General features: G+C 64.4%; 22 protein-coding genes. 14 read left to right on the top strand and 8 right to left on the bottom strand.

Annotation, left to right across the window (positions count from 1 at the left end; translation table 11 throughout):
* The first annotated feature begins 4 nt into the window (after positions 1 to 4).
* Positions 5 to 1567, top strand: a complete 1563-nt coding sequence (gene guaA, locus M9924_02765; protein ID MCO5063318.1) for a glutamine-hydrolyzing GMP synthase — start codon at positions 5 to 7, stop codon at positions 1565 to 1567.
* Positions 1568 to 1610: 43 nt separating this feature from the next.
* On the opposite strand, the gene panC is transcribed toward guaA, so the two are convergent.
* Both panC and panB read right to left on the bottom strand, forming a co-directional pair.
* Positions 1611 to 2471 (bottom strand): pantoate--beta-alanine ligase, encoded by an 861-nt coding sequence (gene panC, locus M9924_02760; protein MCO5063317.1) that lies wholly within the window; start codon positions 2469 to 2471, stop codon positions 1611 to 1613.
* Entirely contained in the window at positions 2468 to 3313 is an 846-nt protein-coding gene (gene panB, locus M9924_02755) for a 3-methyl-2-oxobutanoate hydroxymethyltransferase (protein MCO5063316.1), read from the bottom strand. Before panB ends, panC begins: the two co-directional genes overlap by 4 nt.
* A gap of 284 nt (positions 3314 to 3597) precedes the next feature.
* Here panB and M9924_02750 point away from each other — a divergent pair, with 284 nt between their 5' ends.
* Complete coding sequence (locus M9924_02750) at positions 3598 to 5208, top strand: GMC family oxidoreductase N-terminal domain-containing protein (GenBank protein ID MCO5063315.1); 1611 nt, start codon at positions 3598 to 3600, stop codon at positions 5206 to 5208.
* Positions 5209 to 5217: 9 nt separating this feature from the next.
* Here the strand turns inward: M9924_02750 and M9924_02745 are convergent, their stop codons facing one another.
* Positions 5218 to 5550 (bottom strand): hypothetical protein, encoded by a 333-nt coding sequence (locus tag M9924_02745; GenBank protein ID MCO5063314.1) that lies wholly within the window; start codon positions 5548 to 5550, stop codon positions 5218 to 5220.
* A gap of 224 nt (positions 5551 to 5774) precedes the next feature.
* Between M9924_02745 and M9924_02740 the strand changes: the two genes are divergently transcribed.
* From M9924_02740 to M9924_02685, 12 genes are all read left to right on the top strand, one after another.
* Entirely contained in the window at positions 5775 to 6704 is a 930-nt protein-coding gene (locus tag M9924_02740; protein ID MCO5063313.1) for a sugar-binding transcriptional regulator, read from the top strand.
* A gap of 42 nt (positions 6705 to 6746) precedes the next feature.
* Positions 6747 to 8186, top strand: a complete 1440-nt coding sequence (locus M9924_02735; protein MCO5063312.1) for an extracellular solute-binding protein — start codon at positions 6747 to 6749, stop codon at positions 8184 to 8186.
* 123 nt (positions 8187 to 8309) lie between these two features.
* Entirely contained in the window at positions 8310 to 9233 is a 924-nt protein-coding gene (locus tag M9924_02730; GenBank protein ID MCO5063311.1) for a sugar ABC transporter permease, read from the top strand.
* Between the two features lie 2 nt (positions 9234 to 9235).
* A complete protein-coding gene (locus M9924_02725; protein ID MCO5063310.1) occupies positions 9236 to 10093 on the top strand; it encodes a carbohydrate ABC transporter permease in 858 nt (285 codons plus the stop codon).
* Positions 10094 to 10099: 6 nt separating this feature from the next.
* A complete protein-coding gene (locus M9924_02720; protein ID MCO5063309.1) occupies positions 10100 to 11200 on the top strand; it encodes an ABC transporter ATP-binding protein in 1101 nt (366 codons plus the stop codon).
* A complete protein-coding gene (locus M9924_02715; protein ID MCO5063308.1) occupies positions 11197 to 12321 on the top strand; it encodes an ABC transporter ATP-binding protein in 1125 nt (374 codons plus the stop codon). The genes M9924_02720 and M9924_02715 overlap by 4 nt, the downstream gene beginning before the upstream one ends.
* 1 nt (position 12322) lies before the next feature.
* The gene (locus M9924_02710; protein MCO5063307.1) at positions 12323 to 13882 is read left to right on the top strand and encodes a carbohydrate kinase; all 1560 of its coding nucleotides are present in this window, start codon (positions 12323 to 12325) and stop codon (positions 13880 to 13882) included.
* Positions 13879 to 14919 (top strand): 2-hydroxyacid dehydrogenase, encoded by a 1041-nt coding sequence (locus M9924_02705; protein ID MCO5063306.1) that lies wholly within the window; start codon positions 13879 to 13881, stop codon positions 14917 to 14919. Before M9924_02710 ends, M9924_02705 begins: the two co-directional genes overlap by 4 nt.
* Positions 14920 to 14943: 24 nt before the next feature.
* Complete coding sequence (locus M9924_02700; protein ID MCO5063305.1) at positions 14944 to 16476, top strand: glycerol-3-phosphate dehydrogenase; 1533 nt, start codon at positions 14944 to 14946, stop codon at positions 16474 to 16476.
* Complete coding sequence (locus M9924_02695) at positions 16473 to 17405, top strand: sugar phosphate isomerase/epimerase (protein ID MCO5063304.1); 933 nt, start codon at positions 16473 to 16475, stop codon at positions 17403 to 17405. The genes M9924_02700 and M9924_02695 overlap by 4 nt, the downstream gene beginning before the upstream one ends.
* Before the next feature lie 20 nt (positions 17406 to 17425).
* Positions 17426 to 18199 (top strand): triose-phosphate isomerase, encoded by a 774-nt coding sequence (locus tag M9924_02690; GenBank protein ID MCO5063303.1) that lies wholly within the window; start codon positions 17426 to 17428, stop codon positions 18197 to 18199.
* Positions 18196 to 18651 (top strand): RpiB/LacA/LacB family sugar-phosphate isomerase, encoded by a 456-nt coding sequence (locus tag M9924_02685; GenBank protein MCO5063302.1) that lies wholly within the window; start codon positions 18196 to 18198, stop codon positions 18649 to 18651. The genes M9924_02690 and M9924_02685 overlap by 4 nt, the downstream gene beginning before the upstream one ends.
* A 1-nt stretch (position 18652) precedes the next feature.
* Here M9924_02685 and M9924_02680 read toward each other — a convergent pair whose 3' ends face one another.
* The 5 genes from M9924_02680 to M9924_02660 all read right to left on the bottom strand — a co-directional run bounded on the left by M9924_02680 (position 18653) and on the right by M9924_02660 (position 25408).
* A complete protein-coding gene (locus tag M9924_02680) occupies positions 18653 to 20356 on the bottom strand; it encodes a dihydroxyacetone kinase family protein (GenBank protein ID MCO5063301.1) in 1704 nt (567 codons plus the stop codon).
* 58 nt (positions 20357 to 20414) lie between these two features.
* On the bottom strand, positions 20415 to 21446 hold the full coding sequence (locus M9924_02675) for a glycerol-3-phosphate dehydrogenase (protein MCO5063300.1): 1032 nt from the start codon (positions 21444 to 21446) through the stop codon (positions 20415 to 20417).
* Positions 21447 to 21458: 12 nt separating this feature from the next.
* Complete coding sequence (locus M9924_02670) at positions 21459 to 23507, bottom strand: bifunctional aldolase/short-chain dehydrogenase (protein ID MCO5063299.1); 2049 nt, start codon at positions 23505 to 23507, stop codon at positions 21459 to 21461.
* Between the two features lie 77 nt (positions 23508 to 23584).
* Positions 23585 to 24649: a sn-glycerol-3-phosphate ABC transporter ATP-binding protein UgpC gene (gene ugpC / locus M9924_02665; GenBank protein MCO5063298.1), complete on the bottom strand. Its 1065-nt coding sequence runs from the start codon at positions 24647 to 24649 to the stop codon at positions 23585 to 23587.
* A gap of 33 nt (positions 24650 to 24682) precedes the next feature.
* Positions 24683 to 25408 carry an SDR family oxidoreductase gene (locus M9924_02660; GenBank protein MCO5063297.1) on the bottom strand — a complete coding sequence of 242 codons (726 nt, stop codon included), beginning with the start codon at positions 25406 to 25408 and terminating at the stop codon, positions 24683 to 24685.
* Between the last annotated feature and the right edge of the window lie 17 nt (positions 25409 to 25425).

The following is a 25425-nucleotide window of genomic DNA, read 5'->3' as shown; positions in this document are numbered from 1 at the left end:
CGTCATGACGAACACAGCTCACCCAGACGCTATCCTCATCATCGATTTCGGCAGCCAAGTCACCCAGCTCATTGCGCGACGGGTCCGGGAAGCGGGGGTCTATTCTGAAATCGTGCCGTTCCAGTCGGCGGCGGAAGCCTTCGCGCGGTTGCAGCCGAAGGGCGTGATCCTTTCGGGCGGCCCGGCCTCGACGCACGAAGCCGGCAGCCCGCGCGCGCCGCAGGAAATCTTCGAGGCAGGCGTGCCGATACTGGGCATCTGCTACGGGCAGATGGCGATGTGCGTCCAGATGGGCGGGGTCGCGGAAGGTTCGGACCATCGCGAGTTCGGGCGCGCTTTCGTGGAAATCCAGCAGGATTGCCCGCTGTTCGACGGCATATGGACGGCTGGCCAGCGCCATCAGGTGTGGATGAGCCATGGAGACCGCGTGATTTCGCTCCCGGAAGGGTTCGAGATATTTGGTCGCTCCGAAGGCGCGCCATTCGCCATCTTCGGCAATGTCGAGCGCAGGATGTATGGCGTGATGTTCCATCCCGAGGTGGTGCACACGCCCGACGGCGCCAAGCTTTTGCGCAATTTCGTGCGCAAGGTGGTCGGGCTGGAAGGCGACTGGACGATGGCCGCCTATCGCGAGCAGGCGGTCGAAACGATCCGCAGGCAGGTCGGCAAGGGCAAGGTGATCTGCGCGCTTTCGGGCGGGGTGGATTCCTCCGTCGCGGCGCTGCTCATCCATGAAGCGGTGGGCGAACAACTGACCTGCATCCTCGTGGACCACGGGCTGATGCGCAAGAACGAGGCGGCTGAAGTGGTCGCCATGTTCCGTGAGCATTACAACCTGCCATTGATCCTGGTGGATGCATCGGACCGTTTCATCGGCGCGCTTGAAGGCGAGAGCGATCCCGAAAAGAAGCGCAAGACCATCGGGCGGCTGTTCATCGACGTGTTCGAGGAGGAGGCGCGGAAGCTGGGCGGCGCGGATTTTCTTGCGCAGGGAACGCTCTATCCCGATGTCATCGAAAGCGTCTCGTTTACGGGCGGGCCTTCGGTAACGATCAAGTCGCACCACAATGTCGGCGGCCTGCCGGATCGCATGAACATGAAGCTGGTGGAGCCGCTGCGCGAATTGTTCAAGGACGAGGTGCGCGAGCTGGGCAAGGAACTTGGACTGCCGGACTCGTTCATCGGGCGGCATCCGTTCCCCGGTCCGGGGCTTGCGATACGCTGCCCCGGCGGCGTGACGCGCGAAAAGCTCGAAATCCTGCGGGAAGCCGATGCGATCTATCTGGACGAAATCCGAAAGGCGGGCCTTTACGACGCCATCTGGCAGGCTTTCGCGGTGCTCCTGCCTGTCCAGACCGTGGGCGTCATGGGCGACGGGCGGACATATGAATATGTCTGCGCGCTACGCGCGGTCACCTCGGTGGACGGCATGACGGCAGATTTCTTCCACTACGACATGAATTTCCTCGGCAACGCCGCGACGCGCATCATCAACGAGGTTCGCGGCATCAACCGCGTCGTCTATGACGTGACCAGCAAACCGCCCGGCACCATCGAGTGGGAATGATTTTGGCCTGAATGGATCGGCGCGAAGCTGCGGTAACGGCGCATCAGCCGCCGGCCATCGGGCGCACTTCGACATTGTCGATCAGCCGCGTTTGGCCAAGCCATGCCGCAGCCAGAAGCCGGGCAGGGCGGGCAGCAGCCGCAAGCGGCGACAGGTCCTCCGCCGAGCGCAGTTCGAGATATTCGACGCGGTCGAAACCGGCAGCAGCGATTCGGCTTTTCGCGAGCTTGAGCGTCTCTCCAGCCGCAGCGCCCGCCTGAAGTGCAAGCGCCGATTCAAACAGGATTTCCGCAAGCCGCGGCGCAACAAGGCGCTCTGCAGGCGACAGCCTCGCATTTCTCGACGATAGCGCCAGCCCGTCGGGTTCGCGCACCGTCGGACATGCGACGACCTCGATCGGAATGTCGAGGTCGCGCGCCATGCGCTTCACGACATGCAGTTGCTGGAAGTCCTTTTCGCCGAACAACGCGATATCTGCTCCTGTTTGCAGGAACAGCTTGGCGACGACCGTCGCCACGCCGTCGAAATGGCCCGGACGACCCGCGCCGCACAGGCCCTCGCTCACGCCGCTGACCGAGACGGTGGTGGCGAAGCCATCCGGGTAGATTTCGGAAGCATCGGGCGCATAGAGCATGTGCGCGCCAAGCGGCCGGAGCTTTTCGGCATCCTGCTCTTCCGTACGGGGGTAGGCTGCGAGGTCGGCAGGACTGTTGAACTGTCTCGGATTGACGAACAGGGTCACGATAACCCGCTCCGCCCGGTCGAGCGCGGCGCGCACGAGGCTCAGATGGCCTTCGTGAAGCGCGCCCATCGTCGGCACGACCGCCACCCGCGCGCGCTCTCGACGCCAGTCGGCGACGCATTGGCGCAGATGCGCCACGGTTCGGACGATTGGAAGGCTCACGGGTTCTCGCTCGTGGCGCTGCCGCCGGTTGCGTCGGAATAGGTGTGCTCGCTCGCCGGAAAGCGCCTATCACGCACATCGGCGGCATAGTTCGCGACGGCCTCTGCGGCGGTCTGCCCCAATTCGGCATAGCGGCGGACGAATTTGGGGCGGAAGTCGGTGAAAAAACCGAGCATGTCGTCAACCACGAGGATCTGGCCATCGCAGCCGGGCGAGGCCCCGATGCCGATCGTCGGAATCGCGATCTGCCTTGTGATGTCGCGGGCAAGGGGCTCGGTTATCTTCTCCAACACCACGGCGAACGCGCCTGCGTCCGCGACGGCCGTGGCGTCGTTCCGTATTCTGTCGGCGTCTGCGGCGCGGCCCTGCACCCTGTAGCCGCCGAACGCATTCACCGCCTGTGGCGTCAGGCCGATATGCGCCATGACCGGAATGCCGCGAGCGGTCAGGAAGCGGATCGTCGGAGCCATGCTCGCGCCCCCTTCGAGCTTGACCGCGGCGCAGCCTGTCTCGGCCATCACGCGCGCAGCGCTGCGGAAAGCCTGCGCCTCGCTTTCCTCATAGGAGCCAAACGGCATGTCGACCACCATCAGCGCATTTTCCAGCCCGCGCCGGACCGCCTTGCCGTGCATCACCATCATGTCGAGCGAAACGTCGAGTGTCGATGCAAGCCCGTGCAGGACCATGCCGACGCTGTCGCCGACGAGGACCACGTCGCAATGCGGGTCGAGCAGCCTTGCAACCGGCGTCGTGTAGGCGGTCAGGCACACGAGCGGCGTGCCTCCCTTGCGCGCCCTTATGTCAGGCGGCGTCAGCGAATTTTTGTGTATGGAAACGCTCATGACGCACCTCCCTTCCCCCGCGTCAACTTCCCGGCACGGCGTTTCGCACACAATTGTGCGAATGCGAAGGACAAAGTTGCGGCGCACGCGCCATCGCGTTCCTGACCTGCGCCGAAATCGATGTTTTTGCGCTTTGCGGCGCATTGGTGCTTTCATTTTTTGACGGATGCAGCCAGATCAGTATCAAGGGATTGCAGGCCGGTCCCTGTCCTGGGAGGAGAATTGATGACGACTTCATCGAATGCCGGAGTGTCGCTTCGCGTGGCGCGGGGGTCAGTGGAATAGTGTCCGGCAGGCATGACCTTGGCCGTTTCGACTTCATTGTCGTCGGAGCGGGTTCCGCCGGATGCGTCCTTGCCAACCGCCTTTCCGCCGATGGCCGCAACCGGGTGCTGCTTCTGGAAGCCGGCGGCTCCGACCGCTACCACTGGATCTATATTCCGGTCGGCTATCTCTATTGCATGGGCAATCCGCGCACGGACTGGGGTTATTCCACCGCCGAGGAGAACGGGCTGAACGGTCGTTCGCTGGCTTATCCGCGCGGCAGGGTGCTGGGCGGCTGCTCGTCCATCAACGGCATGATCTACATGCGCGGGCAGGCCGGCGACTACGACCACTGGCGCCAGCTCGGCAATGTCGGCTGGGGATGGGACGACGTTCTGCCGCTCTTCCTCAAATCGGAAGACCACCAGTCGCGCAACGGCCCGTGGCACGGGCAGGGCGGCGAACTGCGCGTCGAGAAACAGCGCCTGTCATGGCCGATTCTCGACGCGGTGCGCGAGGCGGCTGAAGAAATAGGTGTTCCGAAAACAGACGATTTCAATACCGGCGACAATCTGGGCTCGGGTTATTTCGAGGTGAACCAGAAAAGCGGCATCCGCTTCAACGCGGTGCGCGCCTTTCTTCGCTCGGCCATGAAGCGGCCAAACCTTCGCGTCGTCACGCATGCCATGGTCGAGCGGCTGCGGCTGGAGGGCGGCGCGGTCACGGCGGTCGAATTCACGGTCAACGGCCAGCCGTCGATCGCGCATGTGGACGGCGAGCTTGTGCTGAGCGCGGGGGCGATCGGCACGCCGCAAATCCTCCAGCTTTCCGGCATTGGGCCGGGCGCCCTCCTTTCCTCGCAGGGAATCGAGGTGCGCCGCGACCTGCCGGGCGTCGGTGAGAACCTTCAGGACCATCTGCAAATCCGCACGCTGTTCGGCATCACGGGCGCGGACACCCTGAACGAGCGGCAGGCCAGCCTCTCGGGCAAGATGGGCATCGCGCTGGAATATCTGTTGAAGCGCAGCGGGCCCATGTCGATGGCGCCGAGCCAGCTTGGCATTTTCATGAAATCGGCGGCGCGCTACGAGACCCCCAATATCGAGTTCCACGTCCAGCCGCTGTCGCTGGACCGCTTCGGCGAACCGCTGCACAGTTTCCCGGCGATCACCGTGTCCGTCTGCAACCTGCGCCCGGAATCGCGCGGATCGGTGCGGATCGTGTCACCCGATCCGGGCATCCATCCGCGCATCGCGCCGAACTATCTTTCGACGCCCGCCGACAGGCAGGTCGCGGCGGATTCGATCCTCGCCGCACGGCGGTTGATGGGAACGCGGCGCATGGCGGCGTTTTCCCCACGCGAACTGAAACCGGGCAGCGACGTGGAAAGCGCGGAGGATCTGGCTCGCGCGGCGGGCGATATCGCCACCACCATTTTCCATCCGGTCGGCACGGCCCGCATGGGCGCGGACAAGATGGCAGTGGTCGACGACAAATTGCGCGTGCATGGTGTCGGTCGGCTGCGCGTTGCGGACGCGTCGATCATGCCTACGATCGTATCGGGCAACACCCACGCGCCGGTTGTAATGATCGCGGAAAAAGCCGCCATGATGATCGCCGGGAAGGAATAGACCGGAAGGTTACTCGCCTTCTGACGGCGCGCAATCATCACCTTCGCAGATTTTCGCGGATGGAAGGCAATCCTGTCCCTGGCATTCGATGACCGGGTTTTGCTCGCGCGGCAGGCAATCGCGCCCCTGGCACTCCACGACCGGATTTTGCTCAGGAGGCAGGCAATCGAATCCCTGGCAATGGACAGGCGGGCGCTCCAGCGTCGCGCAGTCGTCACCCGTGCATTCCCGGTCGGGGTTCACATAGACCGGCGCCACGGTCTGCGTGTCCGCGCGTGAGATCGTCGGCAGGCAGGCACCCGCGGCGGAAAGGCAGACAAGCAGAATGTGAAGCGAGCGCATCCGGACCACCATCTGGACAGTTGCTGCCGGGAGTGTGCGCTGCCGGAGTTAACGGGGCGTTCATGTCGGAGATCAACTGCGATGCATCGAAATTTCCCCGCAAAACGAAACTGTGTCTTGACTCCTGCGCCGGTCTATGAAGAATTTTGCACACGATGATAAAAATATCATCCAAGGGAGGACACGTGATCGTCAACGGCGCGCTGCGCGATGAGGACGCGAGCATGGCCGCAAGAGCCGCGTGGATGCACTACGCGGGCGGCATGACTCAATCCGAGGTGGCGAAACGGCTTGGCCTTACGGGGCTCAAGGCCCATCGGCTTATCACCCGCGCCAACCAGGAAGGGTTGGTGAAGGTATTTGTCGATGGCGATGTCGCCGAATGCGTCGAGCTGGAAAACCGCGTCAGCGAAAGCTACGGCCTCAAATATTGCGAGGTGGTCCCTGATTTCGATTCCGACGAATTGCCGCTGAAGGCGCTGGGCATTGCCGGCGCGCGCTTCCTCATGCGTGAAATGCTTGCCGACAATGTCGAACTGATTGGCGTCGGACACGGTCGCACGCTTGCGGCGTGCGTGCAGTACCTGCCGCGCGCGGCGGTCACCGGCGTGCGGTTTGTCTCGCTGCTGGGCGGCCTCACGCGCAAATTCTCGGCCAATCCGCATGACGTGATCCACCGGCTCGCCGAGCGGACTTCGGCGGAAGCCTTCGTCATGCCGGTGCCCATGTTCGCGAACAATGCGGACGACCGGGACGTGCTGCTCGGCCAGCGCGGGATAGGCGAGGTGCTGGGCCTTGCGCGGTCGGCGGACCTGCTGCTGGCGGGGATAGGCACCGCACTTCCCGAGGCCTCGCTGGTCGCGACCGGCATGATCTCCGGGTCGGAGATGGAGGAATTGAAGAATGGCGGCGGCGTCGGCGAATTGCTCGGCCACTTCTTCGATGCGGAAGGGAAGCCGTTCGAGACGAGCCTTTCGAACCGCATTTTGGCGCTTGATCGCCAGGATTTGCAGGGCCGCCGCATCGTCGCGGTGGCAGGCGGACGGATCAAGGTTTCCGCCATTCGTTCCATTTTGAAAAGCGGAAGCTTGACGGGTCTCATCACGGATGAGCGCACGGCAAGATCGCTCGTGGAGGAGATGCCGGTCGGGTAGCCGGCGCGAAGTCTTTCGAACCTACCCGGGAGGAGCTTTGGTATGTATGAAAGAGAAAAAGACCTGATTGATGCGTTTGTACGCAGGCAACTCGATCGTCGCGAACTTTTGAAACAGCTCGGCATGATGGGCGTCGCAGCCGGCCTCGGCGGCACGCTGCTCGGCATGACGCAAAGCCGCGCGCTCGCCGCCGATTTCGACTGGCAGGCCCACAAGGGCAAATCGTTGAAGCTCTTGCTCAACAAGCATCCCTATGCCGATGCCATGATCGCCAATCTTCAGGCGTTCAAGGATTTGACCGGCATCGAGGTGACCTATGACGTGTTCCCCGAGGACGTCTATTTCGACAAGGTGACGGCAGCGCTTTCGTCCGGTTCTTCCGAATATGATGCGTTCATGACCGGCGCGTACATGACATGGACCTATGGTCCGGCAGGCTGGTGCACCGACCTCAACGAATGGATCAAGGACCCCGCCAAGACCAACCCGAACTATGCATGGGATGACGTTCTGGAAGGCGTGCGCAAGTCCTGCGCGTGGAGCGGCCAGCCCGGCGCTCCGCTTGGCTCCGACGATGCCAAGCAATGGTGCATCCCGTGGGGCTTCGAGCAGAACAATATCACCTACAACAAGGTGATGTTCGACAAGGTCGGCGTTTCCGCTCCGCAGAATCTCGACGAACTGCTCGCCACGGCGGCGAAGCTGACGAAGGATGTAGGCAACAATGTCTATGGCGTCGGCGTTCGCGGCTCGCGGTCGTGGGCGACGATCCATCCGGGCTTCCTGTCCGCCTATGCCAATTTCGACCAGAAGGACCTGAACCTTTCGGCGGACGGCAAGCTGTCGGCGGCCATGAACACGGCGGAGTCGAAGGACTTCCACAAGAAGTGGGTGCAGATGATCCAGGAAAGCGGGCCGAAGGACTGGTCCACCTATACCTGGTATCAGGTCGGCACCGACCTTGGCGCGGGCGCTTCCGCGATGATCTTCGACGCCGATATCCTCGGCTATTTCCAGAACGGCGGAACCAAGGAAGCGGGCAATCTCGCCTTCCATGGCTTCAAGGCCAACCCGGCTGCCGCAGCGCCGACGCCGAACATCTGGATCTGGTCGCTCGCCATGTCGAGCTTCGCGAAGGACAAGGACGCGACCTGGTACTTCCTCCAGTGGGCGTCAAGCGTCGAGCACGCCATTTTCGGCGCAACCAAGATGGACTTCGTCAACCCGGTCCGCAACGCGGTCTGGAAGGACGAGATCTTCGTGGAGAAGCTGAAGAAATATCCGGGCTATTTCGAGATGTTCACGGCGTCTGCTCCGGGTGCTTCGATCAAGTTCACGCCGCAGCCACTGTTCTTCGACCTCACCACCGAATGGGCGGCGACGCTCCAGAAGATGGTGGCGAAGGAGGTGCCGGTGGACGAAGGGCTCGACGTGCTGGCCGAATCGATCAACGGCCAGCTCAAGGAAGCCGGGCTGGGCTGACCACTGCAACATCGGCGAAGCGCTCTACTCCCGGCGCTTCGTCATTCCAGCGAACGCGGCTGACGGCCGCGTTCGCATGGACCGCCGCGCAATGCGCCCTGCCGTCGATCAGGATGAACAACCTTGGCCGTAACCGATACCGCTCCGAAGCGCAGCAAGGGCTTCCATATTTCAAGACGCGTGCTGCCCTATGTGCTCAGCCTGCCCGCGCTGCTGGTCTGCATCGGCATATTGATTCCGTTCCTGACGGCGGTCTGGTATTCGCTGCACCGCTACAGGCTGAGCCAGCCATGGGGCTACAAGTTCATCTGGTTCGAGAACTACACCAATTTCTTCACCGATCCGAAGTTCTGGAACACGCTCGAGGTTTCACTGACCTATGCGGCCGTTACCGTGGTTCTCGAGCTTCTGCTCGGCCTCGGCATCGCGCTTTTGCTGCAAAAGCGCTCCACGGTGAACAACTTCGTTTCGATCATGCTGCTCTTGCCGCTGATGACGGCGCCCGCGCTGGCGGCGCTGATGTGGAAGCTGATGACAAATCCGGGTTTCGGCATCCTGTCCTATTTCGCGAGCCTTGTCGGGCTGCATGATTTCCGCTGGGCGTCCTCGCCATCGACCGCGCTGCTGACGGTCGTGCTGGTGGACATATGGGTCTACACGCCCTTCATCATGATCCTGCTTCTGGCCGGCCTGAGGTCGCTGCCGGCGCAGCCCTTCGAGGCGGCGGCGCTGGACGGCGTTCCGAGGCTGTTCGTCTTTTTCCGCATCACGCTGCCGATGCTGACGCCCTATATTCTGACCGCTACCCTGTTCCGGCTGCTGGATTCGATCCAGCAATTCGACATCATCTATGCGATGACGCAGGGCGGGCCGGGCGACACGCTCACCGTGTTCCAGGTCGAGGCCTATCTGAACTTCTTCCAGTCCACCAATGTCGGGCGCTCGGCTGCGCTGATGGTGATCCTGTGGGCGATCACCTATTTCCTGTCGAACATTTTCATCAAGAGCTGGCTGCGCCTCAGAGAGCGCGCACGCGGGGAGGCTTGAGAATGGAACACACCTCCATGCTGGAGCGCATCCTTCGCGGCATCGCGCTCACCGTCGTCATCATCTTCTTCATGTTCCCGATCTTCTGGATCCTGCTGATGTCGTTCCAGACCAACGAGACGATCCTGCGCATTCCGCCCTCGATCTTCTTCGAGCCGACCTTGTCCAACTATGCGGCGTTGATCTCGGGCCGGCTGGAAACGGCGGCGGGCACGCTGGAGATCAACTTCCTGCGGACGCTGTGGAACTCGGTCTTTCTGTCGGTGACGTCGGTGGCGCTGGCGCTGCTGCTCGGCGTGCCGGCGGCATATGCCTTCGCGCGCCACAAGTTCCGAGGATCGGAGGACATCGCCTTCACGCTTCTGTCCTTCCGCTTCGCGCCGCCCTTGCTGGTGCTGCTGCCACTGACGATCTATTTCCAGCAACTGGGGCTGGCCAACACCTATTTCGGCCTGATCTGGGTCTACCAGCTCATCTGCCTTCCGCTGATCCTGTGGATCGTGCGCGGCTATTTCGAGGACATCTCCCCCGACATCGAACACGCCTACAGGGTGGCGGGCCACGGCTGGTTCTCCACCTTCCGCAAGATCGCGCTGCCGCTGGCGGGGCCGGGCATCGCGGCGGCGGGCCTGCTGGCCTTCATCTTCGCCTGGAACAATTTCGTGTTCGCGCTGGTGCTGGCCTCCGCCGACAAGCAGCCGGTCACGGTCGGCGCGCTCGCCTTCGTAACGGCAAGCGGCATCCAGTACGGGCAGATCGCGGCGGCAATCGTGCTGTCGATCACGCCGACGCTGGCGCTCGCGCTCTACGCCCAGCGCTATCTGGTCGAAGGGCTCTCGCTCGGCGCGGTGAAAGGATAGTCCCCGATGGCAACGCTCGAATTGCGAAACGTCGCCAAGAGTTTCAAATCCAACACCGCCATCGACGATCTGTCGCTGACGGTGGGCGACGGCGAAAGACTGGTGCTGTTCGGCCCCTCCGGGTCGGGCAAGACCGTGCTCCTGCGTGTCATTGCGGGTGTGATCGACGCCGATGAGGGAAGCATCCTGATCGGCGGCGAGGATGTGACCGATCTCGACGCGGAAGAGCGCGGCATCGGCATGGCGTTCCAGAATTTCGCGCTGTTCCCGCATATGAGCGCGTTCGACAACATCGCCACGCCGCTTGAGGCGCGGAAGCAATCGCGCAATACGATCCGGGCGGGCGTGGACGGCGTGGCAAAGCTGCTCAAGATCGACCACGTTCTCACGCACCATCCGAAGGCGCTGTCCAATGGCCAGAAGCAGCGAACAGCGCTGGCGCGGGCGCTGGTGGGGTCGCCGCCCGTGCTCCTGCTGGACGATCCGCTGCGCAATGTCGACGCCAAGCTGCGTTTCGAGATGCGGCTCGAACTGCCGCGATTGCTCGCCAACCAGGGCGCGACGGTGATCTATGTCACGCAGGATTATAAGGAAGCGATGGCGCTCGGCGACCGGATCGCGATCATGGCCGATGGCCGGCTCCAGCAGGTCGGCACGCCGGAGGAAATCTACCTGACGCCTGCCAGCATCGAGATCGCGCGGCTGTTCGGCGACCCGACGATCAACCTTCTGGACGCGACGCCGGAGCGCGACGGCAGCGGCCCCTGTTTCAAGCTGTCTAAGGTGCCGGTGCGCCTGCCCGCCGCGCTCGATTTCGTGGTGGGCCGGGACTGCACCATCGGCATCCGGCCCGAGGCCATCCGCTTTGCCGCGCCGGGCACGCAAGGGGCCGTTCCCGTCACCATCGAAGCGGAAACGCCGCTCAACGAAAAGACCGTCACGCTGGCTCGCACGGCGGGCGGGCGGGAAGTGCTGGTGTCGCGGCCTTCCGGCGCGCCGGGACCGGACCACGGCAACGCGCATATCGTGATCGACGGGCCGAGCGCGCTGGTTTTCGACAGGGCGACGGGCCGGCGCCTGTCCGCCGGAAATGGAGATGCCGCATGAGCGCCCCGCAGCTTACCCTCGACGGGGTGGACAAGTTCTATGGCGCCATCGACCACGGCGTGCATGCGGTGAAGGCGTTGTCCATGGAAATCCGCAAGGGCGAGATCGTGGCCCTGCTCGGATCGTCCGGGTGCGGCAAGACCTCGACATTGCGCATGATCGCCGGTTTCGAGGCCGTTTCGCGGGGCTCCATTTCGCTGGCCGACAGAAAGGTGCATGAGCTTGCGCCGGTCAGCCGCAACGTCGCGATGGCCTTCGAGGGCTACTCGCTCTATCCGCCGCTGACAGTCCGGGAAAACATCGCCTTTGCGCTCAAGGCGTCCAGATTATCCAATGCGGTCGTCGCGGACAAGGTGGCCGAAGTGGCCCGGCTGCTAGAGATCGAGGACATTCTGGAGCGCTATCCAAGCTCGATCTCAGGCGGCCAGCAACAGCGGGCGAGCCTTGGCCGCGCGCTGATCCGCAATGCCGACCTGCATCTGCTGGACGAGCCGATGGGCCAGCTTGAGCCGCAATTGCGCGCCGTGCTGCGCGGCCGCATCAAGCATTTCATCAAGGAGCGCAACCTGACGGCCATCCTCGTGACGCACGACCAGACCGAGGCGAACGCGCTTGCCGACCGCATCGCGGTGATGGAGGGCGGCGTGTTGCAGCAATTCGACACGCCGCAACGCATCAAGGAAAAGCCCGCCAATCTCTTTACCGGCACCTTTGTCGGCGAGCCGCCGATGAATGTGTTCGCGGCCTCGCTCTCCCGTTCCGGGGGGCGCATCGAACTGAGGCTCAACGACGACGTTTCGCTGAGCTATGCCGAGGAGGACTTCGCCGCGCCCGTGCGCGAACGGCTGGCCACGCTCGACAGGGCGATGGTCGGCGTGCGTCCCTATGCGGTGCACCGGACCGCAAACGGTGTCGCGGCGACGGTTTCGGCCAACCAGTGGCTGGGCGACCAGACGCATATCGCCGCCGATTTCGCGGGCGGGTCGATGGTGCTTGTCGAACACGACCGCGCCGACGTGAAGATCGGCGACACGATCAAGGTGAACATCCGGCCCGGCGACATCCATATTTTCGACGCGGACACCGGCAAGGCGATCGCGCATGGGACGGAGCTTGCCTGACATGCGCGACGTTCTGATCGGGGTCGATGCGGGCACTTCGGTCATGAAGTCGATTGCCTTCGACCTTGAGGGCAACCAGCTCGCCGTGGCGGCGCTGCCCAATCGCTATGAGACCATCGATGGCCGGGGCGCGGAACAGGACCTCGCCCGCACATGGCAGGACATGGCCACCACGCTGCGCCAGCTTGGCGAGAAGGTGCCGGACCTCGCCCGGCGCACGGCGGCGGTTTCCGTGACCGGGCAGGGCGACGGCACATGGCTTATCGACCGCGACGGCGAACCTGTCGGCAAGGGCTGGCTGTGGCTCGACGCCCGCGCGGCGGATGTGGTGGAGGAAATCCGCGCGCGCGACGACGACGATGCGCGGCGCTATTCGAAGACGGGCTCGGGCCTCGCGGCCTGCCAGCAGGGGCCGCAACTGGCGCTGATGACGCGCACCGCGCCGGAGCGCCTTGAACGCGCCGCAACAGCGTTCCATTGCAAGGACTGGCTCTATTTTCGCCTGACCGGGGAGCGCGCCACCGATCCCTCGGAGGGCTGCTTCACCTTCGGCGATTTCCGCAGCCGATCCTATTCGGACGAGGTGATCGACATACTCGGACTGGCAAAATTGAAGCGCCTGCTGCCGCCCATTGTGGATGGCGCGCGGCAAAGTGCGCCGCTGTCGCGCGACGCCGCCGCCGCGACCGGCCTGCTGGAGGGCACGCCGGTGGTGCTGGGCTATGTCGATGTCGTCTGCACCGCGCTTGGCGTCGGCCTGTTCGACAGGGCCGCGCAACCCGGCTGCTCGATCATCGGCTCGACGGGGATGCATATCCGTCTCGTGCCTTCGGCAGCCGATGTGCGGCTTGGCGAGGGCCGCACGGGCTATACGATGTGCCTGCCCGCGCCCGACGCCTATGCCCAATGCCAGACCAACATGGCGGCGACGCTCAACATCGACTGGGTGCTCGGGCTGGCAAACGACGTGCTGTCGGATTTCGCCCTGCCGCAGGATCGCGCCGCGATGCTGGCGCTGGTCGACAAATGGATCAATGCCGGAAAGCCGGGCGCGATCCTGTTCCATCCCTATATCTCGGAAGCGGGCGAGCGCGGCCCGTTCACCGACGCCAGCGCGTCTGCAAGCTTCATCGGCCTCAACAGCCGCCATCGCTATGGCGACCTCGTGCGCGCCGTGGTCGATGGCATCGCCTTCGCCGCCTACGATTGCTACGCGGTGATGGGCGGCCCGCCCGCCGAGGTGCGGCTGAGCGGCGGCGCGGCGCGCAGCAGCGCCATGCGCAGGATATTGGGCGCGATGCTGAACACCCGCATGCGCAGCAGTCGTCGCGAGGAGGCGGGCGCGGCCGGAACCGCGATGATCGCCGCCGTCGCGCTCGGGCACCACAGCACGATGGAAGATTGCGTTGCCGCATGGGCCTCGCCGCTGCTCGGCGAGGTCGAGGAACCGGACCGGGACCTCGCGGCGTCCTATCGCAGGATGTTTCCCTCCTATCTGGAGGCAAGGCAGGCACTCAGGCCGGTGTGGCACGGCATGGCCAATGCAAGGACCCAGGAATGACCCGCAAGATTGCTATTCTCGGCGACAATTTCATGTTGCCCGAAGTGTTCGAGACCGAGATCGGAAAACGCGTGAAGGGTGACGTCGCGATACGCACGAAAAGGTCCGTCTGGCCGGACGAGCCGATGGAGCACGGCTATGCGACCAAGGGCCTCGACGGGCTGAAGGAATATTTCGGAGACCCCGACGAGGTGGTCGAGTTCATCGATGATGCGGAGATTTTCGTCACCCAGCTTGCCCCGCTTTCGCGCGGCATGTTCGAGCGCCTGCCGGAGCTGCGTCTTGTCGCGGTGTCGCGCGGCGGGCCGGTCAACATCGACATGAACGCCGCCCGCGATCATGGGGTGACGGTGGTGAATACGCCGGGACGCAATGCCAGCGCCGTGGCGGAATTCGCCATCGGCGCGATCCTTGCGGAAACGCGCCTCATCCGCGTCGGGCACGAGGCGCTGCGCCGGGGCGAATGGCGGGGCGACCTTTACCGCGCCGACACGACGGGCCGCGAACTCAACGAGATGACCGTCGGCGTGGTCGGCTACGGCAATATCGGCACGAAGGTCGTGAAGCTGCTGAAGCCGTTCGGATGCAGGATACTGGTCTGCGACCCCTATGTGCAGTTGAGCGCGGAGGACCGCAACGACGGCGTGGAGCTTGTCTCGTTCGACGAGTTGCTGGCGCGTTCGGACATCGTGACCCTGCATGCCCGGGTCACCGAAGAAACGCGGCACATGATCAACCGCGAGACGATCGGGCGCATGAGGCCCGGCGCATTGCTGGTGAACACCGCGCGCGGGCCGCTCGCCGACTACGATGCGCTCTATGAAGCATTGAGGGATGGCCGCATCGGCAGCGCCATGCTCGAAACCTTCGCGGTGGAGCCGGTGCCTGCCGACTGGCCGCTGTTGCAGCTTCCCAATGTCACGATGACGCCGCATATAGCGGGCGCATCGGTGCGTACCGTCACCTTCGCGGCTGAGCAGGCCGCCGACGAGGTCCAGCGTTACCTGTCGGGGCTGCCGCCCCGCAACCCCTGTTGAGTGAACCTGCCTGAGAAGGCTCCAATGTCCGATCTGATCGACCTGTTTGTTATCGGCGGCGGCATCAACGGCGCGGGCATCGCGCGCGACGCGGCGGGCAGGGGCCTGTCGGTGGTGCTGTGCGAGAAGGACGATCTCGCGCAGGGCACCTCGTCGCGGTCGGGCAAGCTGGTGCATGGCGGGCTTCGCTACCTCGAATATTATGAATTCAGGCTGGTGCGCGAAGCGCTGGTCGAGCGCGAGGTGCTGATGAATGCGGCATGCCACATCATCTGGCCGATGCGTTTCGTGTTGCCGCACAGCCCGCAGGACCGGCCCGCCTGGCTGGTGCGTCTGGGACTGTTCCTCTACGACCATCTGGGCGGTCGCAGGAAACTGCCCGGAACGCGCTCGCTCGACCTCAATCGCGACCCCGAGGGCGCACCCATACTGGATAGCTTCGGCAAGGGCTTCGAATATTCCGACTGCTGGGTGGACGATGCGCGGCTGGTTGTGCTCAACGCGCTCGACGCAGCCGAAAAAGGCGCGACGATCCTGACCCGCACGGCAGCGGTCAGCGCAAGGCGCGAGGGCGGCGTCTGGCGCATCGAGATGCGCGATATGGCGACCGGAGAGATGCGCAGCCTGCGCGCGCGCTGCATCGTCAACGCGGCGGGTCCGTGGGTCACCAACGTCATCGGCGAGGTGGCGGGCGCAAGCTCGACGCGCAATGTGCGGCTGGTGAAAGGCAGCCACATCATCGTTCCGAAGTTCTGGAAGGGCGAGCAGGCCTATCTCGTGCAGAACCATGACAGGCGTGTGATCTTCATCAACCCCTACGAGGGAGACAAGGCGCTGATCGGCACCACCGACATCGCCTATGAAGGGCGCATCGAGGAGGTGGCGGCGGATGAAGCGGAGATTGACTATCTGATCGAGGCGGTGAACCGCTACTTCAAGGAGAAGCTGAGGCGCACGGACGTGCTGCATTCCTTCTCCGGCGTTCGTCCGCTTTTCGATGACGGGCAGGGCAATCCCTCCGCCGTGACGCGCGACTATGTGTTCGACCTTGATGAGAATGGCGGCGCGCCGCTGTTGAATATTTTTGGCGGCAAGATCACCACTTTCCGCGAGCTTGCCGAGCGCGCCATGAAAAAGCTGCGCGGTGTGTTTCCCGACATGGGCGGCGACTGGACGCATGGAGCGAAGCTGCCGGGCGGCGACATTCCCGATGCCGATTACGAATCGTTCGTCAACGAATTGCGGGACGAGTTTCCGTGGATGCCGCGCCCGCTCGTCCAGCACTATGGCAGGCTCTACGGCACACGTGCGCGCGACATCGTCGGTGACGCGAAATCCCTCGACGGGCTCGGACGGCACTTCGGCGGCCTGCTTCACGAAGCCGAGGTCCGCTACCTCGCTGCGAAGGAATGGGCGCGGACGGCGGAGGATATATTGATGCGCCGGACCAAGCACTATCTGCACCTGACTAAGGCCGAACGCGATGCGTTCGCCACCTGGTTCGAGGGTCGCGACGTGCGTCCCGCAGCGCGCGCGCCACGGCGGAAAACGCGATGAACCTCACGCTGTCGCTGAATACGAATCCGCTGGTCAATCGCTTTGCCGATGTGGACGATCTCGTCGACACGGTGGCGCGCGACCTAAAGGTGCGCGACCTGCAACTGACGCATGAGTTCATCAATCCATCGTGGCCGGCGCTGGTTGTCCACCGCCTGACGCGCCGCATGGGTGCTGCACTTGCGCGCACCGGCGTGCGCGTGACCAGCGGCATGACCGGACCGTATGGCCGGCTCAACCATTTCGGCCACCCGGACAGCGACGTGCGGCGCTATTACGTGAACTGGTTCAAGACGCTGGCCGACATCATCGGAGATCTGGGCGGCTTTTCGGTCGGCACCCAGTTCGCGATCTTCGCGTTCAGGGACTATGACGATCCCGTGCGGCGCGAGGAACTGATACGCATCGCCATCGATTGCTGGGCGGAGGTGGCCGAGCACGCGAAATCCGCCGGGTTGCGTTTCGTTTTCTGGGAGCCGATGAGCGTCGGGCGCGAGTTTGGCGAAACCATTGACGCATGCATTGCCCTGCAGAAGCGCCTCAGCGCCGCGAACATGGCGGTGCCGATGTGGATGATGGCTGACATCGACCATGGCGACGTGACTTCGCGAAACCCGGACGACTACGACCCCTATGCATGGGCGCGCGCGGTTCCTCCCTATTCGCCGATCATCCACATCAAGCAGAGCCTGATGGACAAGGGCGGACATCGGCCTTTCACCGCCGAGTTCAATGCGAGGGGCAACATCCAGCCGGAAAGGCTCTTGGCGGCCTTTGCCGAAGGCGGCGCGCGGGACAATGAGATCTGCCTCGAACTCAGCTTCAAGGAGCGCGAACCGAACGACCGGCAGGTCATTCCTCAGATCGCGGAAAGCATTGCCTTCTGGGCGCCCCATATTGAAACGGGCGCGCGGTTTCTCAACATCTGATCGGTGCGGCAGGGAGACGAATGAAACGGCATTGGGTCGGCACAAGCTGGAAGATGAACAAGACGCTCGCCGAGGGCATGGCCTTTGCCGAGGGTCTGGCGGCGCATGCGGCGTCGATTGACGATGCCTTGCAGCCCTTCGTCATTCCGCCGTTCACGCTGGTGCGCGAGGTCAAGGCCGCATTGGCGCACACGCGGGTGAAGGTCGGCGCACAGAACATGCACTGGGAGGACGGGGGCGCGTGGACCGGCGAGATTTCCCCGGTCATGCTCCGGGATTGCGGGCTGGACATGGTCGAGATCGGACATTCCGAGCGCCGGGAGCATTTCGGGGAAACCGACGAGACGGTCGGCCTGAAAGCCGCCGCTGCCGTGCGGCACGGATTGATCCCGCTGATCTGCATCGGCGAGACGCTGGAAGAACGCGAGGCGGGACGCGCGACCGACGTGCTGGCGCGCCAGGTGCGCAAGGCGCTGGCGGGCGTGCGGGATGCGAGAGACGCAACCGTGCTGCTTGCCTACGAGCCCGTATGGGCGATCGGTGCGAAGGGCATTCCCGCCACAGCCGACTATGCCGATGCGCGGCATGCCGAAATTCTCGAAATCGCCGAGGATGCAGCGGGCCGCCGGATACCCTGCCTCTATGGCGGGTCGGTCAATGCCGACAATTGCAGCGAACTCATTGCCTGCCCGCATATTGACGGGCTTTTCATCGGGCGCGCGGCCTGGAACGTCGAGGGCTATCTCGATATTCTGGGCAGATGCGCTGTGACGCTCAAAGGAGACGAAAAATGAAACTTGCCATTGCCGGTGACAGCGCGGGTGAAGGGCTGGCGAAGGTCCTCGCCGAACATCTTAAGGACAAGCACGAGGTTGCGGAAGTTTCGCGGACGGAGGCCGGGCCGGACAAATATTACGCCAACCTGTCCGACCGGGTCGCGAACGAGGTGTTGCAGGGCAAATACGACCGCGCGATCCTTGTGTGCGGCACGGGCATCGGAGTCTGCATCTCGGCCAACAAGGTGCCGGGCATTCGCGCAGCGCTTACCCACGACACCTATTCGGCGGAACGCGCGGCGCTGTCCAACAACGCGCAGATCATCACGATGGGCGCGCGCGTCATCGGCCCCGAACTGGCGAAGTCGATTGCCGACGCCTTCCTGAAGGAGACATTCGACGAGAATGGCCGCTCCGCAGGCAATGTGCAGGCCATCAACGAGGTTGACGCGAAGTACAACGCCCGCTGAGCTATCGCATCGCTTTGCCTGCCACGCGGGCGGCGAGCGCCAGCGAGATCGCGCCCGCGTCGGGATGGCCGATGCTGCGCTCGGCAAGGGGCCGCGCGCGTCCGAGCTTCGGGGCGAGCGGGGCCGTGGCGTCCGCCGCCGCCCGTGCCGCCGCCGCCGCTTCGGCCCATGCGGCTTTCAGCGGCTTGCCTGCGCCGTGCGCGCTTTCCAGCGTTTCCACGAAGGGCACGAATGCATCCACCAATGTCTTGTCGCCGACGCGCGCCCGCCCGAGCAGCAGCACGCCGTCCAGCGCCAGCCGCGCGCCCTTCACGACCGCGTCGTCGCTGATCGCGGTCTCGTCTGAAAATGCAGTGCTCCAGGCGCGCAGCAGCAGGCCCCAGATCGCGCCGGAGGTGCCTCCCGCCCGGTCGGCCCATGCGTCGCCCGCCGCCGCCAGCGTGCCGGCCACGCCCGCGCCCGCCGCGACGGCCTGCTGCGCCGCCTGGGAAGCTGCGGCGGAGCCGCGCCGCATGCCCTGGCCGTGATCCCCGTCGCCAGCGACGGCGTCGATGCGGCCAAGCTCTTCCTCCGCGTCCTTCAACGCGTCGGCCAGCCGCGCGATCAATCCGGCGAGGCAGGCCGCATCCTTGCGCGAGGCATCGCTTGCCGCGGCAAAGACCGGAGCGGCGTCCTCGACGGCAATCGCGTCGGTGGCAGGTTCCGTAGCGATCTCAGGGCCGCGCTTGAGCACGGGCGTATCGCAGGCGGCGGTCCAATAGGTCTCGAGCACGTCGTCGAGCCACATCAGGGTGAGCGAGCAGCCCTGCATGTCGAGGCTGGTGACATATTCGCCAGCCTCCGGCGCGACGATCTCCAGCCCGGCATGTTTGAGGCGCTTTGCCACGGCGAGCCAGAGCACGAAAAGCTCCTCATATTTGGTTGCGCCGAGCCCGTTCAGAAGTGCTGCCACGCGCGTCACGCCCTGCGGCCTTTCCGCCAGCAGGCGGTCGGCAAGCACTGCCGCGAGTTCGGTCGCCGAAACGCGGTCCACATCCCTGATGCCCGGTTCGCCGTGGATGCCGAGACCGAGTGACATCTGCCCGCCGGGCACGGTGAACAGCGGCCCGCCCGCGCCCGGCAGGGTGCAGCCGCCGAACGCCACACCGAAAGACACGGTGCGGGCGTTGGCGTGGCGTGTGATGCGCTCGACCTCATCGAGCGAAAGCCCGGCTTCCGCCGCAGCCCCGGCCACCTTGAACACCACCAGATCGCCCGCAATGCCACGCCGCGCCATGTGCGTTTCGGCGGGCGCGCTGGCGACATCGTCGGTCACGGTCACGATGCGCACGTCGATGCCGTCCGCGCGCAGCCGTTCCGCCGCGACCCCGAAATTGAGCACGTCGCCCGCATAATTGCCGAAGCCGAGCAGTATGCCGCCGCCATGGTTTGCCTGACGGCAGACGCGAGCGACGGATGCGGTGGAAGGGGAGGCGAAAATGTCGCCCGCGACAGCCGCGTCCGCCATCCCCGGGCCGACATATCCGGCGAAGGCAGGATAGTGGCCGGACCCGCCGCCGACGATGACGGAAACCTTGCCCTTTGGAACCCGCGTCGCGCGCACGACGCCGCCGCGCACAAGGCGCACATGGCGGCTGTAGATGTCGGCAAAGCCGGCGAGCGCAGTCGCCGCGAAATCTTCCGGTGCATCGAAGATGGTCGTCATGTTTCCGTCCCTGAAATATTGTTTGTTTTCGGGATGGTTTCGCCGGAACGGCTCCGCGTCAAGACGGAGAAAATTTCGCGAAGTCGAAGCCGAGCGGTTCGTCGCGCAGCACCGCGTCGAGGATCGCGAAGGCCAGCGGGAAGCCGTCGCGCCGGAAAGGCGTTGCGCCGGCCGAGGCGAGATTGTGCAGCATTTTCGCCGTGTCGATGCCCTCGACCGTCTCGCCCGCGAGATCGTTGCGCATGGCGTCCGAGACGGTGCGCCCGACGCCGAGCAGATGGCCCAGCCGGCTGTTGCGCCCGCCGCCGACGGTCACATGCAAATCACCTATGCCCGCAAGGCCGAAGGCGGTTTCGCGGCTGCCGCCGAGCAGTTCGCAGATGGCGGCCATTTCGCGCGACGCCTGATTGAAGGCCGCCGCCGTGGGGTTCTTCGATTGCCCGTCGGGGCGCGCGGCGTCCCGGTAGCGCGTCTGCATCGCGCTGACGCCGATGGCGTAGAAATTCTTCAGCGCCGCGCAGGCTTCCACGCCCATCGCGTCATCGCTGACGGCAAGGCGGTAGTAGGGCGTCTGCATCCACTGCGCGAAAGCTCGCGCCGCCTCGACATCGCGGCAGGAATAGATGCTCGACGTGGGTTGCCGGTTGGCAAGCTCGCGCGCGATGCAAGGGCCGCCAATGCCGATGAAGGCGGTGGCGGCTCCGATCTTTGGCGGCAGCTTTTCGGCATAGGTGACGACACGGCCATCGAGGAGGTCGAGGCCCTTGGTGACGAAGGCGACCGGGCGTCCTTCCTTCATGATGGCGTTGAGGCGCTGCACCGCCCAGCCGACGCCCGGGCTGCTGACACCGACGACGATCAGGTCCGCCGCCTGCGCGTGCACGGGCGAGACGTCCTCGTCCGCGAGGATTTCGACATTTGCAGGCAGCGGCTCGTCCAGCTTGGGATGAACGCCGCCCTGCTTCATGCGGGCGACCGGCACGCCGTCCAGGAACGTTCCCGCAAGCAGCACCCGATGCCCGTTGTCGGCGGCGGGAACCGACAGCGCAGAACCCATGACGCCCGCGCCGAGGATGAGGATGGTCGCCATCGCCGCCGCTCCCTATCGCATCATCGCCGCGACATTGCCGCCGTCCACGGTGATCACCGCGCCGGTCGAGGTGCGCGCCTTGGCGAGGTGCACGAAGGCGGCGGCGACATCTGCGCCCGTAACTTCGCGGGCGACGAGATTGCCGCGCATATAGGCTTCCGGCGTCAGCCCGCGCGCCTTGCTGCGCTCCAGCACCATCTGGTCGGTCATCAATCCGGTGCGGATGCGGTCGGCGTTGACCGCGTTGGCCGTGATGCCCGATGCGCCATGCTCGATGGCGTATTGGCGCATCAGCGCCATCAGCGCGGCTTTCGATGTGCCATAGGGGCCGAAATCCGCGCCGGGGTTCACCGCCTGCTTCGAGACGTTGAACACGATGGCGCCGCCCGTTCCCTGCTTTTCCATGACGCGCACGGCGGCGCGCGCCATGTAGTGATGGCTCCAGAAATTGAGGTCGAAAGCCTTGCGGAAGGTCGCTTCGTCCACGGACAGGAGCTTGCCCTGGAACGCGGCCCCGGCGTTGGAGATCAGGATATCGACGCCGCCGAACTGTTCCGCGACGCGCGCAACGGCCGCGTCGACCGAGCGCGGGTCAGTCACGTCGCAGGTGACCGGCAACGCGCCGAGCCCTTTCGCCTCGCGGTTCAGCGCCTCCTCGGAAATGTCGAACATGGCGATTTCAGCACCTTCTGCTTTCAGCGCCTCGGCAACCGCGAGACCAAGCCCGCTCGCCGCGCCTGTCACGATGGCGACCTGGCGGGTCAGCGGCTTTTCGACGGCCTTGGCGAGCTTTGCCTGCTCCAGCGACCAGTATTCGATGTTGAACAGGTCTTGCTCGTCCAGCGCTTCGAAGGCTTCGATCCCCTCGGCCTTGGTGATGACGTCGATGGTCGCCTCGACCACGTCGGCGCAGACATTGGCGGCCTTTTTCGTCGGCCCTGCGGTGAATATGCCGACGCCCGGCACATAGACGGCGCGGGGCATCGGATCGAGCATCTTCTTGATGCCGCCCGCCTTCGCATTGTTGCGCTCGAAATAGGCGGTGTATTCGGCGGCATAGTCCTGTACGGCCTGCCGGACAGCATCGGCCCATTTGTCGAGTTCGCCGCCCTTCGGGGTGGGCAGGGCGAGGCCGAACCGCTTGATGTGTATGACATGCTCGGGCGTGGCGTTGCCGCGCCGCACGAGGTCGGCCAGATTTTCGGCATTGCAGAAATCCAGCACTTTCGCGTTGGCGCGATGCGTCAGTACGAAGCGCTTCGGCCTGCCTTCCTCGCCTGTGTCGATGGCGATGGCCCCGCGAATGATCGGCGCGATGTCGGAGGCGGAGGCAAGCTCGCCCTCAGGCGCGACGACCTTGAACGGTCGGGGGTTGCCCTTTGCCAGCCGCTTCTCGGCGCGGTCGATCTTGTCGATCATCGACTCATAGGATTCGCGCGGGTCCTCCGACCATGTAAAAATACCGTGCTTGAGCAGGATCATGCCCGGCGCATCGGGCGCGGCGTTGTATGCCTTGTCGCACGCCTTGGCGAGGTCGAAGCCCGGCATCACATAGGGCACGACGATGAAGTCCGGATAGAGTTCGCGGATCAGGTCCTCGCCATGCGGTTCGTTTGTCAGCGAGACGATGGCGTTCGCGTGGGTGTGGTCGATGTGCTTGAACGGCAGCAGCGCATGCAGGATGGCTTCCACCGAGGGGTTCGGCGCGGCGGGGTCGAGCAGCAGGCGGCGCTGGAGCATCACCATGTCGTCGTCCGAAAGCGTCTCGAAAGCGACCATGGCCTTCAGCGGCTGAAGGCGCACGGCGGGCAGTCCGGCGGGCTCGATGGTGCCCATGTCCCAGCCGCTGCCCTTGACGCACAGCACATCGACCTGCGAGCCGTCCATCTCCGTGAAGACGGTTTTCACCGACGTATTGCCGCCGCCGTGCAGCACCAGTTCTGGGTCGACGCCCAGAAGCCGCGTCGTATAGGTGCGGATGGCGAGGTCGCGGTTGATGCCCCTGGCGACATAGCCGTCCACCACCGATTTGAATTCAGGCTCCGACCAGCGCGACTTCATGACAAATCCTTTCCCTGCCGGTGCCGAAAGAAGCGCCAGCCATATGATTGCGGTTGTTTCTTTTCAGGCCCGTGGGATCACAGGCGCAGTTCGGTCTGCGCGTCGAACACATGCACCTTCGACGGCGGAATGGAGAAATTCACCACGCTGCCTTCAGGGAAGCGCGCGGACTTGTCGACAATGGCAACGAAGGATCCGTTTTCGCCCTGGCAGAAGAGCTGTGCATCGTGGCCGAGCCGTTCGAGCAGCACGGTCCTCGCCGAAAGCGGCCCGGAATCGTCCACCACGAGGTCCGTCGGGCGCAGGCCTATCACGACCTGCTGGCCCGCCTTGACCGCATGGGTGGCATCGAGCGGCACCCGGCCCGTATTGGTATCGACCGCAGGCGCGCCGTCGCCGGACACCACCGTTCCCGGCAGGAAGTTGATCGCCGAGGAGCCGATGAAGTCGGCCACGTATTTGCTGGCAGGCCGGTCATAGACATCGTCCGGGCTGCCGATCTGCTCGATCTTGCCCGCGCGCATCACCACGATCGTGTCGGCCATCGTCATGGCCTCGATCTGGTCGTGGGTGACATAGATGGTCGTCGTCTTGAGGCGATTGTGGAGTTGCCGGATTTCGGTGCGCATATGGGCGCGAAGCTTCGCGTCGAGATTGGACAGCGGCTCATCGAACAGGAACACCGCCGCCTCGCGCACCATTGCACGGCCCATGGCGACGCGCTGGCGCTGGCCGCCGGAAAGCTCCTTCGGATAGCGCTCCAGATAGGCGGTGAGGTTGAGGATTTCCGCCGCGCGCTCGACACGCTTCCTGATTTCGGCGGCGGGAAGCTTTGCCACCTCAAGGCTGAACGCGATGTTGTCGTAAACCTTCATCGTCGGATAAAGCGCGTAGTTCTGGAACACCATCGCAATGTCGCGGTCGCGCGGATGGACATCGTTGACGCGCTTGCCGCCGATCAGGAGGTTGCCTTCGTCCACGCGTTCCAGCCCGGCGGTCATGCGCAGCAGAGTCGTCTTTCCGCAGCCGGAGGGTCCGAGCAGGACGACGAACTCGTGGTCGTCGATCTTGAACGAAATGTCCTGCATGATCCGCACGGCGCCGAAGGATTTGCCTATGCGCTGGTATTCAACGGTTGCCATGTGGTTCTCTGCTCCGCTCTTTTCCGCCCGGCATCAGTACTTCTGCCGCGTCGGCGTGATGACGATTTCCTGCACGATGGCGCGCTGCGGATACTGGTAGGCGTTGAGGATGAGGTCGGCCACGATGTCGGCGGAGATGCCGCCGCCGATGGCTGCCTTGTTGGATTTGTAGTTTGCGAGCGTGGTCGGATCTAGCACGCCGTCCAGCACCTCGGTGTCAATGATGCCGGGCGACACCACGATCACGCGCACGTCGTGCGGCGCAAGATATTCGCGCAGGCTTTCCGAGATCGCGTGGACAAAGAACTTCGTGCCGCAATAGACGGTGTGGTCGGGGTAGACCTTGCGGCCCGCAATCGAACTCATCATCACCAGCGTGCCGTGCTTGCGCTCGATCATGCCGTTCATGACGGCGTGGACGCTGTTGAGCACGCCCTTGGTGTTGATGTCGATCATCTCGTCCCAATGTTCGGGCGGCTGCCGGGCGATGTCGCCGAGCCGTGCGATGCCCGCATTGGCGAACATCATGTCCACCGGGCCATATTGCGCCTCGGCGTCCTTGACGGCGGCGGCAATCGCCGCGCGGTCGCGCACATCGACCTTCCTGATGACCGCATTCGGCAGGCCGAGCGCTTCCAGCCGGTCGAGACGCCGCGCCATCAGCAGGACCGGATGGCCCGCTTGAGAGAATGCGCGTGCAGTCGCCTCTCCGATGCCTGAACTTGCGCCCGTGACGGCGACCAGCGGTTTTTCTGCCATGTAGTCCTCCTCATTCG

This window comes from Rhizobiaceae bacterium (assembly GCA_023953835.1).
In the GTDB taxonomy this organism is placed as follows: Bacteria; Pseudomonadota; Alphaproteobacteria; order Rhizobiales; family Rhizobiaceae; genus Mesorhizobium_G.
The sequence above is the reverse complement of the archived record's forward strand: the minus strand, read 5'-3'. Positions and strand labels throughout refer to the sequence as shown.

Coding starts and splice junctions, on each gene's coding strand:
- guaA (MCO5063318.1), top strand. CDS start 5: ATGACGAACACAGCTCACCCAGACGCTATCCTCATCATCGATTTCGGC.
- panB (MCO5063316.1), bottom strand. CDS start 3,313: ATGAGCGTTTCCATACACAAAAATTCGCTGACGCCGCCTGACATAAGG.
- M9924_02745 (MCO5063314.1), bottom strand. CDS start 5,550: ATGCGCTCGCTTCACATTCTGCTTGTCTGCCTTTCCGCCGCGGGTGCC.
- M9924_02740 (MCO5063313.1), top strand. CDS start 5,775: ATGGCCGCAAGAGCCGCGTGGATGCACTACGCGGGCGGCATGACTCAA.
- M9924_02735 (MCO5063312.1), top strand. CDS start 6,747: ATGTATGAAAGAGAAAAAGACCTGATTGATGCGTTTGTACGCAGGCAA.
- M9924_02725 (MCO5063310.1), top strand. CDS start 9,236: ATGGAACACACCTCCATGCTGGAGCGCATCCTTCGCGGCATCGCGCTC.
- M9924_02720 (MCO5063309.1), top strand. CDS start 10,100: ATGGCAACGCTCGAATTGCGAAACGTCGCCAAGAGTTTCAAATCCAAC.
- M9924_02715 (MCO5063308.1), top strand. CDS start 11,197: ATGAGCGCCCCGCAGCTTACCCTCGACGGGGTGGACAAGTTCTATGGC.
- M9924_02710 (MCO5063307.1), top strand. CDS start 12,323: ATGCGCGACGTTCTGATCGGGGTCGATGCGGGCACTTCGGTCATGAAG.
- M9924_02705 (MCO5063306.1), top strand. CDS start 13,879: ATGACCCGCAAGATTGCTATTCTCGGCGACAATTTCATGTTGCCCGAA.
- M9924_02700 (MCO5063305.1), top strand. CDS start 14,944: ATGTCCGATCTGATCGACCTGTTTGTTATCGGCGGCGGCATCAACGGC.
- M9924_02695 (MCO5063304.1), top strand. CDS start 16,473: ATGAACCTCACGCTGTCGCTGAATACGAATCCGCTGGTCAATCGCTTT.
- M9924_02690 (MCO5063303.1), top strand. CDS start 17,426: ATGAAACGGCATTGGGTCGGCACAAGCTGGAAGATGAACAAGACGCTC.
- M9924_02685 (MCO5063302.1), top strand. CDS start 18,196: ATGAAACTTGCCATTGCCGGTGACAGCGCGGGTGAAGGGCTGGCGAAG.
- M9924_02680 (MCO5063301.1), bottom strand. CDS start 20,356: ATGACGACCATCTTCGATGCACCGGAAGATTTCGCGGCGACTGCGCTC.
- M9924_02675 (MCO5063300.1), bottom strand. CDS start 21,446: ATGGCGACCATCCTCATCCTCGGCGCGGGCGTCATGGGTTCTGCGCTG.
- M9924_02670 (MCO5063299.1), bottom strand. CDS start 23,507: ATGAAGTCGCGCTGGTCGGAGCCTGAATTCAAATCGGTGGTGGACGGC.
- ugpC (MCO5063298.1), bottom strand. CDS start 24,649: ATGGCAACCGTTGAATACCAGCGCATAGGCAAATCCTTCGGCGCCGTG.
- M9924_02660 (MCO5063297.1), bottom strand. CDS start 25,408: ATGGCAGAAAAACCGCTGGTCGCCGTCACGGGCGCAAGTTCAGGCATC.